The 15,076-nt window shown below is 44.6% G+C and carries 17 protein-coding genes; 11 read left to right on the plus strand and 6 right to left on the minus strand.

Annotated features, from left to right (window positions below):
- Window positions 1–8: 8 nt before the first annotated feature.
- From ruvC to MJ612_RS08275, 5 genes are all read left to right on the plus strand, one after another.
- Window positions 9–581, plus strand: coding sequence for a crossover junction endodeoxyribonuclease RuvC (gene ruvC, locus MJ612_RS08255; protein WP_187033025.1), 573 nt, complete (start codon window positions 9–11; stop codon window positions 579–581).
- 262 nt (window positions 582–843) lie between these two features.
- Window positions 844–1,059, plus strand: coding sequence for a hypothetical protein (locus MJ612_RS08260; RefSeq protein WP_187033026.1), 216 nt, complete (start codon window positions 844–846; stop codon window positions 1,057–1,059).
- Window positions 1,060–1,341: 282 nt separating this feature from the next.
- A complete protein-coding gene (locus tag MJ612_RS08265; RefSeq protein WP_187033027.1) occupies window positions 1,342–2,157 on the plus strand; it encodes an MlaE family ABC transporter permease in 816 nt (271 codons plus the stop codon).
- A 12-nt stretch (window positions 2,158–2,169) separates the two neighbouring features.
- On the plus strand, window positions 2,170–2,943 hold the full coding sequence (locus MJ612_RS08270; protein WP_187033028.1) for an ABC transporter ATP-binding protein: 774 nt from the start codon (window positions 2,170–2,172) through the stop codon (window positions 2,941–2,943).
- Complete coding sequence (locus tag MJ612_RS08275) at window positions 2,943–3,956, plus strand: MlaD family protein (RefSeq protein ID WP_187033029.1); 1,014 nt, start codon at window positions 2,943–2,945, stop codon at window positions 3,954–3,956. Before MJ612_RS08270 ends, MJ612_RS08275 begins: the two co-directional genes overlap by 1 nt.
- 736 nt (window positions 3,957–4,692) lie before the next feature.
- On the opposite strand, the gene MJ612_RS08280 is transcribed toward MJ612_RS08275, so the two are convergent.
- The 6 genes from MJ612_RS08280 to rsmA all read right to left on the minus strand — a co-directional run bounded on the left by MJ612_RS08280 (window position 4,693) and on the right by rsmA (window position 9,478).
- Window positions 4,693–5,091 carry an HIT family protein gene (locus tag MJ612_RS08280; RefSeq protein ID WP_187033030.1) on the minus strand — a complete coding sequence of 133 codons (399 nt, stop codon included), beginning with the start codon at window positions 5,089–5,091 and terminating at the stop codon, window positions 4,693–4,695.
- 4 nt (window positions 5,092–5,095) lie between these two features.
- Complete coding sequence (gene greA / locus MJ612_RS08285) at window positions 5,096–5,569, minus strand: transcription elongation factor GreA (RefSeq protein WP_187033031.1); 474 nt, start codon at window positions 5,567–5,569, stop codon at window positions 5,096–5,098.
- A gap of 255 nt (window positions 5,570–5,824) precedes the next feature.
- Entirely contained in the window at window positions 5,825–6,253 is a 429-nt protein-coding gene (locus tag MJ612_RS08290; RefSeq protein WP_250419097.1) for a GNAT family N-acetyltransferase, read from the minus strand.
- Window positions 6,254–6,268: 15 nt separating this feature from the next.
- Window positions 6,269–7,225 (minus strand): NAD(P)-dependent oxidoreductase, encoded by a 957-nt coding sequence (locus MJ612_RS08295; RefSeq protein ID WP_250419098.1) that lies wholly within the window; start codon window positions 7,223–7,225, stop codon window positions 6,269–6,271.
- A gap of 117 nt (window positions 7,226–7,342) precedes the next feature.
- Complete coding sequence (gene mgtE / locus MJ612_RS08300) at window positions 7,343–8,695, minus strand: magnesium transporter (protein WP_187033033.1); 1,353 nt, start codon at window positions 8,693–8,695, stop codon at window positions 7,343–7,345.
- 3 nt (window positions 8,696–8,698) lie between these two features.
- Entirely contained in the window at window positions 8,699–9,478 is a 780-nt protein-coding gene (gene rsmA / locus MJ612_RS08305) for a 16S rRNA (adenine(1518)-N(6)/adenine(1519)-N(6))-dimethyltransferase RsmA (RefSeq protein ID WP_187033034.1), read from the minus strand.
- Between the two features lie 149 nt (window positions 9,479–9,627).
- Between rsmA and MJ612_RS08310 the strand changes: the two genes are divergently transcribed.
- The 6 genes from MJ612_RS08310 (at window position 9,628) to MJ612_RS08335 (ending at window position 15,067) form a co-directional block, all read left to right on the plus strand.
- Window positions 9,628–11,061 carry a leucyl aminopeptidase family protein gene (locus tag MJ612_RS08310; RefSeq protein WP_187033035.1) on the plus strand — a complete coding sequence of 478 codons (1,434 nt, stop codon included), beginning with the start codon at window positions 9,628–9,630 and terminating at the stop codon, window positions 11,059–11,061.
- Window positions 11,062–11,064: 3 nt separating this feature from the next.
- Entirely contained in the window at window positions 11,065–12,084 is a 1,020-nt protein-coding gene (pdxA, locus tag MJ612_RS08315; protein ID WP_187033036.1) for a 4-hydroxythreonine-4-phosphate dehydrogenase PdxA, read from the plus strand.
- A 63-nt stretch (window positions 12,085–12,147) separates the two neighbouring features.
- Window positions 12,148–12,693 (plus strand): YceD family protein, encoded by a 546-nt coding sequence (locus tag MJ612_RS08320; RefSeq protein WP_187033037.1) that lies wholly within the window; start codon window positions 12,148–12,150, stop codon window positions 12,691–12,693.
- A gap of 50 nt (window positions 12,694–12,743) precedes the next feature.
- Entirely contained in the window at window positions 12,744–12,941 is a 198-nt protein-coding gene (gene rpmF / locus MJ612_RS08325) for a 50S ribosomal protein L32 (RefSeq protein ID WP_163913685.1), read from the plus strand.
- Between the two features lie 51 nt (window positions 12,942–12,992).
- Window positions 12,993–13,934 carry a phosphate acyltransferase PlsX gene (plsX, locus tag MJ612_RS08330; protein ID WP_187033038.1) on the plus strand — a complete coding sequence of 314 codons (942 nt, stop codon included), beginning with the start codon at window positions 12,993–12,995 and terminating at the stop codon, window positions 13,932–13,934.
- 134 nt (window positions 13,935–14,068) lie between these two features.
- A complete protein-coding gene (locus tag MJ612_RS08335; RefSeq protein WP_187033039.1) occupies window positions 14,069–15,067 on the plus strand; it encodes a beta-ketoacyl-ACP synthase III in 999 nt (332 codons plus the stop codon).
- Window positions 15,068–15,076 lie beyond the last annotated feature (9 nt).

Here is a 15,076-nt window from a genome sequence, read left to right on the forward strand (position 1 = left end):
GTAGCCTTATGGTTTACTCTTCTGCGCTTCCGCCCAACAAACTTATTCTTGGTATTGACCCCGGCACCCAGGTTATGGGTTATGGCCTTATCGAAGTTACCGGTTCTAAAGTAAAGGTAGTGCAGTATGGCGTTATTCACCTGAAAAGCTACAGCAACCACGCCATCAAGTTAAAGAAAATTTTCGACCGCATGATACAGCTCATCGACGAATACCTGCCCGACGAGCTGGCCATCGAGTCTCCTTTCTTTGGTGTGAACGTGCAGAGTATGCTCAAACTGGGTCGCGCCCAGGGAGTTGCCATTGCAGCCGCCCTCTCCCGTGATATCCCCTACGTAGAGTATGCCCCTAAAAAAGTAAAGCAATCAGTAACCGGAAATGGTAATGCCTCTAAAGAGCAGGTTGCCAGCATGCTTGTGCAGATCCTGAAAATTGAGCCAGACCCTAAGATGTTTGATGCGACGGATGCTTTGTCGGTTGCGCTCTGCCATCATTATCAGAAAGGTAATAATGCTAAATCCGGTGCTAAATCCTGGAAAGGCTTTTTAACAGATAACCCGGACAGAGTCGTATCGAAGTAAACTTTTGTCTGCACCACAGATTAATTGGATTTGATTGATGGACTGAACTTGTCTTTCCTTGTAGCAAGCGGAGCTCGTGCGAACGTCTGTTTAGTTTTATAGCTGATGTTATCCAACCACCCCAACCCCTCCTTATCTAAGGCGGGGAGTTTTTCTGCTACTGCTATAGTTCAGACTATTGTGGTAAAACACCCCTCTAGTCCCCTCAAGGGGACAATTCTGTCATTGCTAAAGTTAAACTATAGATTTATAGTTGCAGCCTATGAGCGGACTGGTCGCGACCTGTCCCTACGGAAATACATTGATGGAAAAGCTATGCAACTATAGCATCTCAAACTATAAGAACTATAGCTATCGAAGTGATTTCAGTCTTTGGGTGGAGCGCCTTATAGATTTCCGGTGCCTAAAGGCATTGCGAGGTACGAGCAAAGGAAATGTACACCGCGTGATGCCCGAAGGCGGGGCCTCGCGGCCGTGAGCGCACCAAAGTTATCTATGGCAACTATAGGCAAGTAAAGCTTCCAGGATGTAAGTATAAATGGAAGTATAGCTTGACAGCGAAAAGTATAAATCACTAATTAAACTTTACTTTATCCGGAATATACTATATAACCGTTGATACGTTAGGCATAAAAAAGCTTTTGGGTTACCTTTGCCTTTTCAGTGAGTCTCACGTAAGATGAGTTAATTGTAAAACAACTGCCCCAAATTCACATTTTTGTAGTAAACTTGAGCAAAATTCGGCACCAGCAGATAGCCAATGGATTATAGTAACAGAGATAAAAACCCTACACGTCGCCGTAAATACATTATTACCAAAAGGTTAGACCGCCTGTTTCTGGAAATCTACCAGATTTATGCTTTCGTTTCACGGTTTTTTCGCGAAGTCTTTTTCCCTCCTTACGAATTAAGAGAGATCATAAAGCAGTGTTATGAGGTTGGAGTAAAATCGCTTCCGCTTATTACAATTACTGCTTTTATTATAGGTATAGTATTTACAAACCAGTCGCGCCCATCACTTGCTGATTTTGGAGCTACTTCGCTGCTACCTGCCCTTATTTCGGTAGCGATTGTGCGTGCCATGGGCCCGCTTGTTACTGCCATTATTGCATCTGGCAAGGTTGGTTCAAGTATAGGGGCTGAGTTAGGCTCTATGCGCGTTACCGAACAGATTGATGCCATGGAGGTTTCGGCCACTAACCCTTATAAGTTCCTGGTTGTTAGCCGCGTATTAGCTACAACGCTTATGATACCGGCCCTGACGATGTACACAACATTAGTAGCGCTTTTAGGGGGTTATGTAAACGTGCATCAAAATGAGCTTACTACGCTTACCACTTTCTTCACGCAGGTTTTCGATGCTATCACCTTCCTGGACATTATTGCATCATCTGTAAAATCTGTTTTGTTTGGTTTTACAATCGGGATGGTAGGTTGCTATAAAGGATATCATTCTTCTAAAGGTACCGAAGGAGTGGGTAAAGCGGCCAACTCATCAGTGGTTACTGCTATGTTCCTTATTTTTATTGAGGAATTGCTGACCATGCAGATCATTAATGCTATTCGTGTAATGTAATTGCTGCAACTGATGAAGAAACCAAACTCTAAGATAGATCCGAACGAGAAAGTAATTACCATTAAAGGTCTTACAAAAGCCTTTGATGATTATGAAGTTTTAAGAGGAGTAGACCTGGATCTTTATAAAGGTGAAAACCTTGTGGTTCTTGGTCGTTCCGGTACAGGTAAATCTGTTCTGATCAAAATTATTTCGGGTTTGTTGCGCCCTGACAGTGGCTATGTAAATGTGCTGGGCCAGGAAGTAAATAAGCTTACGCCGAAACAACTGGATGCGCTACGCCTGAAGATCGGTTTTTCGTTCCAGAACAGCGCCCTTTATGATAGTATGACAGTGAAGGAGAACCTGGAATTCCCGCTGATCCGACACTCCACAGAAATGACAGCACGCGACCGGAAACGTATTATTGATATCGTTCTGGAAGCTGTAGGATTATCACAAACTATAAACCAAATGCCTTCTGAGCTATCAGGTGGCCAGCGCAAGCGTATTGGTATAGCCCGTACACTTATACTACGCCCGGAGATCATGCTCTACGATGAGCCCACCGCAGGACTGGACCCGATAACAAGTCAGGACATAAATAACTTAATTAACGAAGTACAACGACGCTTCAATACATCATCAATCATCATTACCCACGACCTTACCTGTGCAAAAGCAGTAGGTGATCGCATCGTGATGCTGCTGGACGGCCAGTTTCAGCGACAAGGTACCTTTGATGAAGTTTTTGATACACAAGACGAGCGCGTGAAAGCTTTTTACAATTACAACTTTACAGAATAATGAGCACGGAAGATAATAAACGTTCTATTATAGTTGGCATTTTCGTACTTCTTGCCCTTATAATACTGATTGCAGGTATTTTTACGCTGGGCGGGCAGCAGAAGCGCTTCATTAGTACGGTAGCTGTTAAAGCCGTTTTTGATGATGTGGCTGGCCTTAAAACAGGTAACAACGTCTGGTTCTCCGGGGTAAAGATCGGCACTATCAAAACGATCAATCTCTACGGCGACTCTCAGGTAGAAGTAATCATGAACATTGAAAAGAACGCGCAGCAGTATATTCACAAAGATGCTGTTGCCCGTATCAGTTCTGAAAGTTTTATAGGTAACAAGAACATCATTATTGAAAGCGGAAGCCCACAGGCTCCAGTAATAGAAGATGGCGACCGAATTACCGCTGTAAACCCGCTGAACACCGACGACCTGATGGAAACGCTGCAGCAGAACAACAAGAACCTGGTAGCTATTACGGGCGACTTTAAACAGCTTTCTTCTAAACTCGTTAATGGCGAAGGAACAATTGGTGCTATACTTACCGATACAGCTATGGCACAAAACTTTAGAGCAATGGTAGCAAATCTGCAGCGTGTGTCGCAGAACACCATGCGTGCTTCAAACGACCTGAACCGTTTTACAGCCCAACTTAATACACCAGGCAGCCTGGCCAGTGAGCTTCTGACAGACACAACTGTATATAATCAGTTACAGGCTTCGATGACACAGCTTAAACAGGCCACTACATCAGCAGCTACCCTTACACAAAACCTGCAGAAGGCCAGCAACAATATAAATAACCAAAACAGTGCATTAGGCGTGCTTCTAACGGATAAGGAGTTTGCACGCAACCTTCAAACCACGATGCAAAACCTGGAAACCAGCACCCAGAAGTTTGACCAGAACATGGAAGCGCTGCAAAGTAATTTCCTGTTACGCGGATTCTTCAAAAAGCAGGCAAAAGAGCAAGAGAAGCAGAATGGTCAGCAACCAGCACAGCAAGACACGACAAAATTATAGTTCTCTTTTATAACCGAAAAGGGCAGCAAGTATAAACTTGCTGCCCTTTTCGGTTTCGTTTTAGGTTATACTTTCTCCTATTTTGTCATCCCGAGCGTCAGCAGAGGAATCTTAATTGTTCTATAGTTGAGGTTTATAGTTCTTTGCCCCTAGCTACCCTTTCATAGCCACCCTTCATCCTGGAAGCTCTACACACCTATAGTTTCATCTTCTGCTTTGGTGCGCTCACGGCCGCGAGGCCCCGTCTTCGGGCATCGCGCGGTGTACATTTCCTTTGCTCGTACCTCGCAATACCTGACGGTACCGGAAATCTACAAGGCGCTCAACCCAAAGACTGTGATCACTTCGATAGCAGAAGTTATAGTTGTTTGGAGTTACTATAGCTCTTAGCTCTTCCTGCTATATATTTCTGTTAGGACAGGTCGCGACCTGTCCGCTCATGGTCTGAAACTATAGAACAATAGTTCAAACTATAGCTAAGGCAAAACTGTCCCCTTGGGGACAAGTGAGAATAGGAGTTCGATACTTACGACCGCAGGTCACAGGGGTGTAAAAGCAGCAACTATAAAACTACAAGTCAGACCCTCGCAGGAGCTAAAGAACGCTGCGAAATCTTCATACGTCCTGCTCATTCATTAATCCTGTAAAACTTACTCAGACAACTAGGTAAAACAAAATCGCCGGAACAAAGCAATACACTTCATTCCGGCGATACCTATACTTAGATACTTTATGCTTAGCCTTGGTAGGTAGCCTTTATCTTTTCAAGTGTTTCTTCAAATTCCTGCTGACTGAATTGCTTTTTGTTGGCAAAGTTCATGTCCTGCATGCTGTTTAGCGGGATAAGGTGCACATGCGCATGTGGTACTTCCAGGCCAACTACAGCTATACCTACACGCTTACACGGCACAGCTTTTTCAATAGCAGCAGCTACTTTTTTAGCAAAGGCCATTAAACCCAGGTACATCTCATCATCCAGATCAAAGATGTAGTCTATCTGCTGCTTCGGTATAACTAAGGTATGGCCCTGAGTAGTCGGGAACACATCCAGAAAGGCAAGGTAGCGATCATCTTCTGCAATTTTGTAAGCAGGTATCTCACCATTCACGATCTTAGTAAATATCGAAGCTTCCATAGTTTTATCGGCTTATTTCTAAAATTTCAAACTGTAGCTTACCGGCAGGCACTGTAATTTCAGCAACCTCTCCAACGGATTTGCCCAACAGACCTTTACCGATCGGAGATTTAACAGAAATTTTACCTGAAGCCAAGTCCGCCTCTTCTTCAGCTACTAAAGTATAATCTACTACCATATTGTTCTTCAGGTTTTTGATCTTTACTTTAGAAAGTATCAGTGCCTTGCTGGTGTCCAGACCAGACTCATCTATCAGGCGGGCGTTACCTACCACTTCTTCCAGTTTGGCAATCTTCAGCTCCAGGTGGCCTTGTGCATCTTTGGCAGCATCGTATTCCGCATTCTCACTTAAGTCACCTTTGTCACGGGCTTCGGCCAGTTGGCGTGCCACTTCTGAACGGCCTTTCGTTTTAAGCTCCTGTAACTCTTCTTTCAGTTTCTGTAAACCCTCTGCAGTGTAATAAGATAATTTGCTCATACTCTATTCTTCTTGTTTAAAACACAAAAACAAAGAGAACGGTTATGGCATGCATAACCGTTCTCTTTGCAAACTATGTAAATTATATCAGTTCTTTTCTTGGTGCAACACCACCTTTAGCGGTGAAGCTAATTCTATACCATATGCTGGTATTTAGGTAATTAATCTGTTCCGGTGGCCAGGCTTTCCAGAACGCTGTTAAGGCAAATATAATAAATTTTTAATTACAAGTGACTTTACCGGCAATTTTAAAATTTATACTTCCTGAATCAGCAAAAGGGTTTTGCTTGGGTAAGTTTTATTACACCATTCCCACTTTTGCAGCACCTTTTCCGGTACATGTTCCAGGTTGGTTACAGGCGCAAAACCACAGCTTTTATAAAAATCCTGAAGATGTTCGAAGGCCAGGCAATACAATGTTTTACCTTCCACCTGCGAGAGCAGGAACTTAACTATACTTCTGGCTATGCTATGTTTACGAAAAGCCTTTAGTACATACATACCGCCTAGTTCCAAAGCATTAGCATTGATAGTTACCAGTCGCCCAACCCCTGCCCTTTCACCGCTTACATCAGCAATGGCAATCAGTTCGTTGCTATAGTTCGAAAGCTGAAAGCTAATCTTCTGATACTGCGCATTAACCCAGTCCATATCCTCTAGTCCGGCTTTCCTGATGCTTAACACAAGTATAAGATATAGTTAAAGTATTGCCTTTATTTTCTGTACCAGCACTTCGTTTATCTTGATGTACGACTCGTGGGTCCAGCCACCAATGTGCGGGGTAAGCACTACATTTTGCGCTTGCGCTAAGAAATTATAGTTGGAAAGTTGTTTTTCGGTAAGCGTTTGTAGCTTTTCGTTTTCCAGTACATCCAGGGCGGCACCTTTTATAGTTCCGTTTTTCAGGTGTTCTACCAATGCAGTCTGATCAACCACTTCGCCACGTGATGTATTCAGAAACCAGATCGGCTTTTTGAAACCGTTAAAGAAAGCATCATCTGCGAAGTGATGGTTTTCAGGTATAAACGGAATGTGCAGGCTTACTACATCTGCTTCGGCTAGTAAAACATCCAGAGAAACCTGCTCTACTGGCGCAGAAACTTTTTCAGGGGCAAACTTATCGTAAGCTATAATATGGCACCCGAAACCCTGTAATACCTTTGCAAAACTCTGCCCCATATTGCCATACCCAATAATACCAATGGTTTTACCGCTTATCTCTTCGCCACGGTTCTCTTCGCGGAGCCATACTTTGTTGCGTACTTCGCGGTCGCCGCGGGCAATGTTACGGGTAAGCGAAAGCAGCAACCCAAGTGTAAACTCCCCTACTGCCTGGCGGTTTCCCTCGTTTGCTGCCAGTAAAGCTATACCGCGTGCTTCAAGCACCTCAGCATCAATATTATCTACACCGGCACCGGCTCGTGCTACAAACTTCAGTTTATCAGCATACTTTATAGTTTCTGATGTGATGCGCATTTTGCTGCGCACTATAAGCCCATCAAATCCTGCCAGGGCTTCGCAAACTTCTATTGGTTTTATAGTTGGTCTGTAGTCTGCTTCCACGCCTATACTTTCCAGCATCGGAAATATACTTGGATGCATCTCGTCGATGATCAGGACTTTTGTTGTAGTTCTAAGTGCTGAGTTCTGAGTCACGAGGCTTTGGAGTTTGAAAGTTAAAGAGTTGATTAAATAGTTACGAGCCTTGAGTTCTGAGTTACGATTCGCAAATCTATAGTTGTTTAAGGAAATGAATTCGTAATTCGTAATACTTTACAAACTATACAGCAGGTGTGCTACACCAAAGTATATGGCTAACCCGAGTAAGTCGTTTGCAGTCGTAATAAACGGACCAGCAGCTACTGCAGGATTTACTCCTACTTTATCTAATAACATTGGGGTTAAGGTACCCATCATGGATGCAAGCATTACCACTGAGAATAATGCTACAGAGACCACCATAGCCAGCGTAAAATCGTTCCAGAAAAGGAATGTGAATACAAAAACAAGGCTGGAAATGATCAGGGCATTAAGCAGAGCCACCATGATCAGCTTAAAGATACGTTGTGCGAAGTTATCGAACATTACAGCGTTTGATGCCAGTGTCTGGATAATGATAGACGAAGACTGAATGCCTACATTACCGCCTGTTGCTGTAATAAGCGGCACAAAAAGGGCAAGTGCCGGAAGTATAGCAATGTCATTTTCGAAAAAGCCCATAAATTTTGCAGCCAGCAAACCGCCCACCATTCCGATTAACAACCACGGTATACGTGAGCGCGAGATACGGAAAACACTATCATCTTCTTCTACATTCTCGGTGATACCCGTCATGAGCTGGCGGCTGAGTTCGGCCTGCTCCTGCATTACGTCTACCACGTCGTCGATGGTGATGCGACCCAGCAAACGGCCTTGTATGTTAACTACAGGTATAGCTTCCAGGTCATACTTGCGCATTACGCTTACTACCTCTCCTTCATCCCTAAAAGACTCGATCGATATCACATCAGTGCTATAGATATCTTTCACCAACTTATCATCACGGGAAAGCAAAAGTGCCTTTACACTCACACGGCCAACCAGTATATCGCGGTTATCAACTACATAAACAGTATAGATGCGCTCAACATCTTCAGCCTGCCTTCTGATCTCCTCAATACATTGCCTAACGCGCCAGTTCAGGTTAACTTTTATAAGTTCCTTCGCCATCAGACCACCGGCACAATCCTCTTCGTAGTGCAGCAGGTCCAGTATGTCTTCAGCTTTTTCTTCGTTGTCCAGCAGGGCCAGCACTTCCTCGCGGGTCTGCACCGATTGCTCGTTGAGTATATCCACGGCATCATCGGAGTGCATCAGGTTAATATAGCGCGCAATCTCGGCTGAGGTAAAGTACTGCAGAAAATCAGTACGGATGTCATAATCCAGGTCACTCAGGATCTCTGCTCCCACTTCGGGCGGCAGCAAATCCATTACATATTTGGATTCGTTGGCATCCAGTTCGTAGAGCACTGTGGTGATATCGGCCGGGTACATTTCGGCCATCGTACTCAGTATAAACTCTGAGTCCTTGCGTTCAATGGCTTCCTCTACCTGGTCAATATACTCTCTTGTGATCTCTACCTGCATACGCTATTTATTCTGCTCTACCAGCTGGGTTAAGGCTATAAAATCCTGCACCGAAAGTTGCTCGGCACGTTTATCGAAAACGGGCTGCGCCTGTATTTCAGGCGGCAAGTTATAACTTTTGAGACAGTTACGCAGCGTCTTTCTGCGTGTTCCGAAACTCAGTTTCACTACTTCAAAGAATAGTTTCTCATTACAAGGCAGTTCTTTCACCTCGTTCCGGATCAAACTGATTACCCCGGACTTTACTTTTGGCGGCGGATGAAACACGTGTTCGTGCACCGTGAAGTTATACTCTATTTTATAGAAAGCCTGCAGCAGCACGCTAAGTATACCATAGGTTTTAGAGCCCGGAGGTGCGGCAATGCGCTCAGCCACTTCTTTTTGTATCATACACACTACTTCCGGTATCACGTCGCGGTACTTTAACACAGTAAAAAATATCTGGCTGGAGATGTTGTAGGGAAAGTTACCGATGATCGCGAATTTGCCTGGAAACAACTTGCTCAGATCTGTCTTCAGAAAGTCCGCAGAAATAATGCGGTCTTCAAGCTGAGGAAAATGTTCTTTTAAATAAGCGATAGACTCGCGGTCGATATCCACTACCGTAGTTCTGTATTCTTTGTGCTGCAACAGGTACTGCGTGAGCACGCCCATACCCGGGCCAATTTCCAGCACATCCTGCACGCCTTCAGGCATTGTCAACTGGTCCACTATCTTCATAGCGATATTCTGGTCTACCAGGAAGTGCTGGCCTAAATGTTTCTTCGGACTTACTTTGCTCACGGTGTATACTTTATAGTTTGCGGCCGGATATTATACTTTTTGCCGGAAACCCGTTATAACTCTATTGTGCGATAAACTGCTACGGCTGCTTGTTTTCGCATTACGTTTTATAGTTACTATATTGCAGCCTTCAAAGATACGAACGACAAATGCCAACACAACTTAAATACGACACAAGCTTAGCTAAAAATACCGATCTGGCACTTATTATAGCTGCAGACAAGGTAAACCAACTGCAGGAACTGCAGCCTGAAGAGCAAAACTATGTGCAGCAGCAAGTAGCGCAGGAAGCCAAGTTCATTTACCTGAACCGCTATTCGCACCGCGTGTATGTGGTGGTTACACCAGAAGCTAAAACCGAAGACCTGAAGAACGAAGCACTTCGACAGGCTGGGCATGCGCTGCTAAAACAACTAAAAACAGATAAGTCTGAAAGTATAACTATACTTGATAAATCCGGCAGCAATGCCAGTTTATACTTGGCCGAAGGCTTATACCTAAGCAACTATCAATACTTTAAGCATAAAACCAAAGACACCAAGGAAACCACGCTTAAAACAATAACTATAGCTGACGAAACTATAGATGCGCAGCAGGTGCAGGAACTGGCTAATGTACTGGAAGCAGTGTATAAAGTACGTAACTTAATTAACGAGCCACACAGCCATCAGTCGGCGCCGCAGTTTAGCGAGCAACTGGAAGAATTGGCCAACGAAGCTGGTTTCGATATTGAGATTCTGGATGAGCTAAGAATTCAGTCGCTGAAAATGGGTGGTCTGCTGGCCGTAAACCAAGGCAGTGAGGAGCCTGCTACCTTTAATATATTAGAGTGGAAGCCTGAGAAGGCCAAGAACAGTAAACCTTATGTGCTGGTAGGTAAAGGCGTAGTTTACGATACCGGTGGTTTAAGTATAAAGCCAACCCCAATGTCGATGGACTATATGAAGTCTGACATGGCGGGCGCGGCGGCTGTAACCGGTGTATTGTATGCTGCTGCCAAAAACAAGCTGCCGCTTCATATCATAGGTCTTATTCCGGCAACAGATAACCGTCCGGGCGGACAGGCAGTAGCTCCAGGAGACGTAATTACCATGCACAGTGGCCTAACTGTGGAAGTACTGAACACCGATGCCGAAGGCCGACTTATACTTGCCGATGCCCTAAGCTTTGCTAAAAAGTATAACCCCGAATTGGTAATTGACCTGGCTACTTTAACAGGTTCTGCTATGCGTGCCTTAGGTAAAGAAGCCCTTGCTGCCATGGGAACTGCCGGCGATGAGGTGATGGCTGACCTGAAAAGGATTGGTAATAAAGTACACGAGCGTATAGTGGATTTCCCGTTGTACGATGAGTATAAAAAGCAGCTGGAGTCTGATATCGCTGACCTGAAAAACATTGGTGGTGCTGATGCAGGCCATATTACAGCAGGCAAGTTCCTGGAGGCGTTTACATCTTACCCTTGGGTACATTTTGATATTGCCGGCACAGCTTACCTGCACGCCGAAGATTCTTACCGCGGAAAACTGGCTACCGGCACAGGTGTACGCTTAGTGTATAACTTCCTTAGCGAGAAGGCTAACTAAAACATGGACAACAGATTTAAAGCCAGACTGGGCTTAACTATAGGCGACACCAATGGCATTGGCCCGGAAGTGATCATCAAAACATTATCAGACCAGCGTATACTTAACTTCTGTACGCCGGTTATTTATGCATCTGCCAATGTGCTCAACAGAGTACGCAAAGCCCTGAGTGCAGAACATTTCCATTACCAGCAGGTGCAGGCTAATGCCCTGATACCACGCAAGGTAAACCTGATCAGCTGCCTGGACGAGACCCTGGAAGTGAACCTGGGTAACCCGACACCGGAATCTGGTAAAGCTTCTCTGGACTCATTAATGGCTGCATGCCGTGACCTGAAAGCAGGTTTGCTGGATGGTATCGTTACAGCGCCTATCGATAAGGAGAATATACAGACAGAAGAATTCCGTTTCCCGGGCCATACAGAATTTCTGACATCTTATTTTGATGCACCTGAAAGCCTGATGCTACTGGTAAGCGGTGATCTGCGTGTAGCTACTGTAACTGGCCACATGGCTGTTAAAGATGTATCTGATAAGATCACATTCGACCTGATCATCCGGAAGGTGACTATACTTTTAGAATCGCTGAAGAAAGATTTCGGAATTTTAAAACCACGCATAGCTATACTTGGCCTGAATCCGCATGCCGGTGAAAACGGTTTACTTGGTACTGAAGAAGTGGAAATTATACGCCCTGCCATCATGCACCTTAAAGAAAAAGGACATCTGGTATTTGGGCCTTTTCCTGCCGATGGCTTTTTTGGTATGCAGCAGTACAAGCAAGTGGATGCCGTAGTATCTATGTACCACGACCAGGGGCTTATACCATTTAAAACACTGGCTTTTGAGAGCGGCGTTAACTTTACAGCAGGTTTGCCGGTAGTGCGCACCTCTCCTGACCACGGCACAGCATACGATATTGCAGGCAAACACATCGCCAGTGAAACGTCTTTCCGGGAAGCATTGTTCTTGGCCTGCGACGTAATAAAAAAGAGAACTGCCGAACAAATGCCGGTTGTTTAATACACAGGTATTTTATTTGTCAGAATAATGTTCTAATTTTGCAACTTGCAATAAAAAAAGGTAGTGAAGAAGCTAAAAGAATACGAAATCAACATTGCCAAACTCAGCAATAAAACGCACCAGTACGAGTTTGATATGGATGATTCTTTCTTTGACCTTTTCAGCGGAGAGATCATTCATGGCGGCAAACTGCATGCTGATGTAGAGCTTGAGAAGACCGAAACGCTGCTGACACTGCATTTTGATATTAAAGGAACCGTACGCTTAACCTGCGACAGAAGCTTGGAAGAGTTTGATCAGCCGGTAGATGTGCAGGAAACATTCCGCATGAAGTTTGGTCCGGAAGATAAAGAGCTGGACGAAGACCTGTGGCAGATAGCAAGCGATACGCAGCAGATCAATGTAGCACAGCACCTGTACGATTATATAGGTTTGTCGCTGCCGATGAAGAAGCTGCACCCTCGGTTCCTGGCTGAGATGGATGAAGACAGTGATGAAGATATCCTGATCTACTCCTCAAAGAATACCGGTGACACAGACAGCGGCAGCGATGATGATGACGATGATGACATTGACCCGCGCTGGGACGCTCTGAAGAACCTGAACTAGTAATAGCTTAACGAATTATAAACACAGTAAATAAATTATTTAACTAAAAAATGGCACATCCTAAACGTAAGATTTCGAAGACCAGAAGAGATAAGAGAAGAACTCATTATAAACTTTCTGAGAAAGCCATTGCGATCTGCCCTACTACAGATACTCCGCACCTGTTCCACCACGCTTATGTTGTAGAAGGTGACCTGTACCACAAAGGCAAACTGGCAATCAAAAATTATACAACTAACGCCCAGTAAGCATTAGCTGCTTTTAGTTTTAGTTCTGTATAGTTTAACATCAACCACTACATGAGGATCGCCTTAGATGCAATGGGCGGCGATTATGCACCGGAAGCAATTGTTAAAGGTGCTATACTTGCCGAAAAGCAGCTTGACGAACAATATGAGATTTTGCTGATAGGCAAAGAAGATGTTGTAAAGTCGCTGTTACAAGAATATGGGTATACTGGTACAGGCATTAAAGTGGTTAATGCTACCCAGGTTATTGAAATGGGGGAACACCCCACAAAAGCCCTTACCCAGAAACCTGACTCCAGCATAGCTGTTGGTTACGGACTCCTGAAAGCTGGAAAAGCAGATGCTTTCTGTAGCGCAGGAAATACCGGAGCCATGCTTGTGGGAGCAATGTTTAGCGTTAAAGCTATAGACGGTATACTTAGGCCATCTATAGCCGGGCTTGTTCCGAAGCTAAATGGTGCCTATGGCATTATGCTGGATGTTGGCGCAAACGCAGACTGCAAACCGGAAGTACTGGAGCAGTTTGCCGAACTTGGCTCGATCTATGCCAAGTATGTGCTCAATATCGAGAACCCAAAAGTTGGTTTGATGAACCTGGGCGAAGAGGAAGGCAAAGGTACTGTGAACACGCAGGCTGCTCACCAACGCTTAAAGGTAAACCAGACAATCAACTTTATCGGCAACATAGAAGGCCGCGACGTTTTCAATGATAAGGCAGACGTTATTGTTTGCGACGGTTATACCGGTAACATTATCCTGAAAATGGCGGAGTCGATTTACGACATCTTAAACGAGAAGAACATGCACGATCCGTTCTTCGATAAGTTTAACTATGAAGCCGAAGGTGGTAGTCCTATTCTGGGTATCAACGGCAATGCTGTAATTGGTCATGGGGTCTCTACTCCAAAGGCTATATGCAATATGGTGCTGCAGGCTCAGAAAATGGTAGCAACTAACTTATCAGAGCGCTTCAGAAGGAACTATAGCGAATAATATCAGTGGCTACTTATTGCCACACCTTTAACTTGGCACACGCTGTTTCAGTTATCTTTTTATAGAACTGAGAGCATGTGCCAAGTTTTTTTGTATCTTGCCCGCCTTAACCAATAAACCTAATACCTTTTAAAATGAGTAAGATTACTGCCGCGATAACAGGTGTAGCAGGCTACGTACCCGATTACGTGCTAACCAACAAGGAGCTTGAAACAATGGTGGAGACCAATGATGAATGGATAACCTCCCGTACCGGCATTAAAGAAAGGCGTATTTTAAAAGGTGAAGGGAAAGGTACCTCACATATTGCAGTGCCTGCAGTACTGGACCTACTCAAAAAAACAAATACAAAACCAGAAGAAATAGAGTTACTGATTTGTGCCACTACCACTCCGGATATGGTGTTTCCGGCAACAGCTAACCTCATTACGGCTGAGGTAGGTGCAATTAACGCTTTTGGTTACGACCTTCAGGCGGCCTGCTCAGGCTTTCTTTTCGCATTGGTAACTGCTTCTAAATTCATAGAATCTGGCCAGTATAAAAAAGTGATCGTAGTAGGCGCTGATAAAATGTCTTCTATTATAGATTATAATGACAGAGCAACGTGTATCATTTTTGGTGATGGCGGTGGCGCAGTAATGCTGGAGCCTAACACTGAAGGCTATGGTATACTTGACTCTGTTCTGAAATCGGATGGTACTGGCGCCCAGTTCCTGCACATGAAAGCTGGTGGTAGCCGCAAGCCGGCCACTGTAGATACTGTTCTGGCAAGAGAGCACTTCGCTTACCAGGAAGGTCAGCAGGTATTTAAATTTGCTGTAAAAGGCATGGCAGATGTATCGGCGGAAGTGATGGAACGCAACCACCTGACAGGAGAAGATGTGGCATGGCTTGTACCGCACCAGGCAAACAAGCGTATTATTGAAGCTACTGCTAACCGCATGGGCCTGAGCAACGAAAAAGTAATGCTGAATATCCAGAAGTATGGCAATACCACCAGCGGCACTATTCCACTTTGCTTATGGGAGTATGAAAGTCAACTTAAAAAAGGAGATAATCTGGTATTAGCAGCATTTGGCGGTGGTTTCACCTGGGGAGCTATCTACCTGAAGTGGGCTTACGATCCGAAATAACGATATCAA

The sequence above is a fragment of the Pontibacter deserti genome, assembly GCF_023630255.1.
In the GTDB taxonomy this organism is placed as follows: Bacteria; Bacteroidota; Bacteroidia; order Cytophagales; family Hymenobacteraceae; genus Pontibacter; species Pontibacter deserti.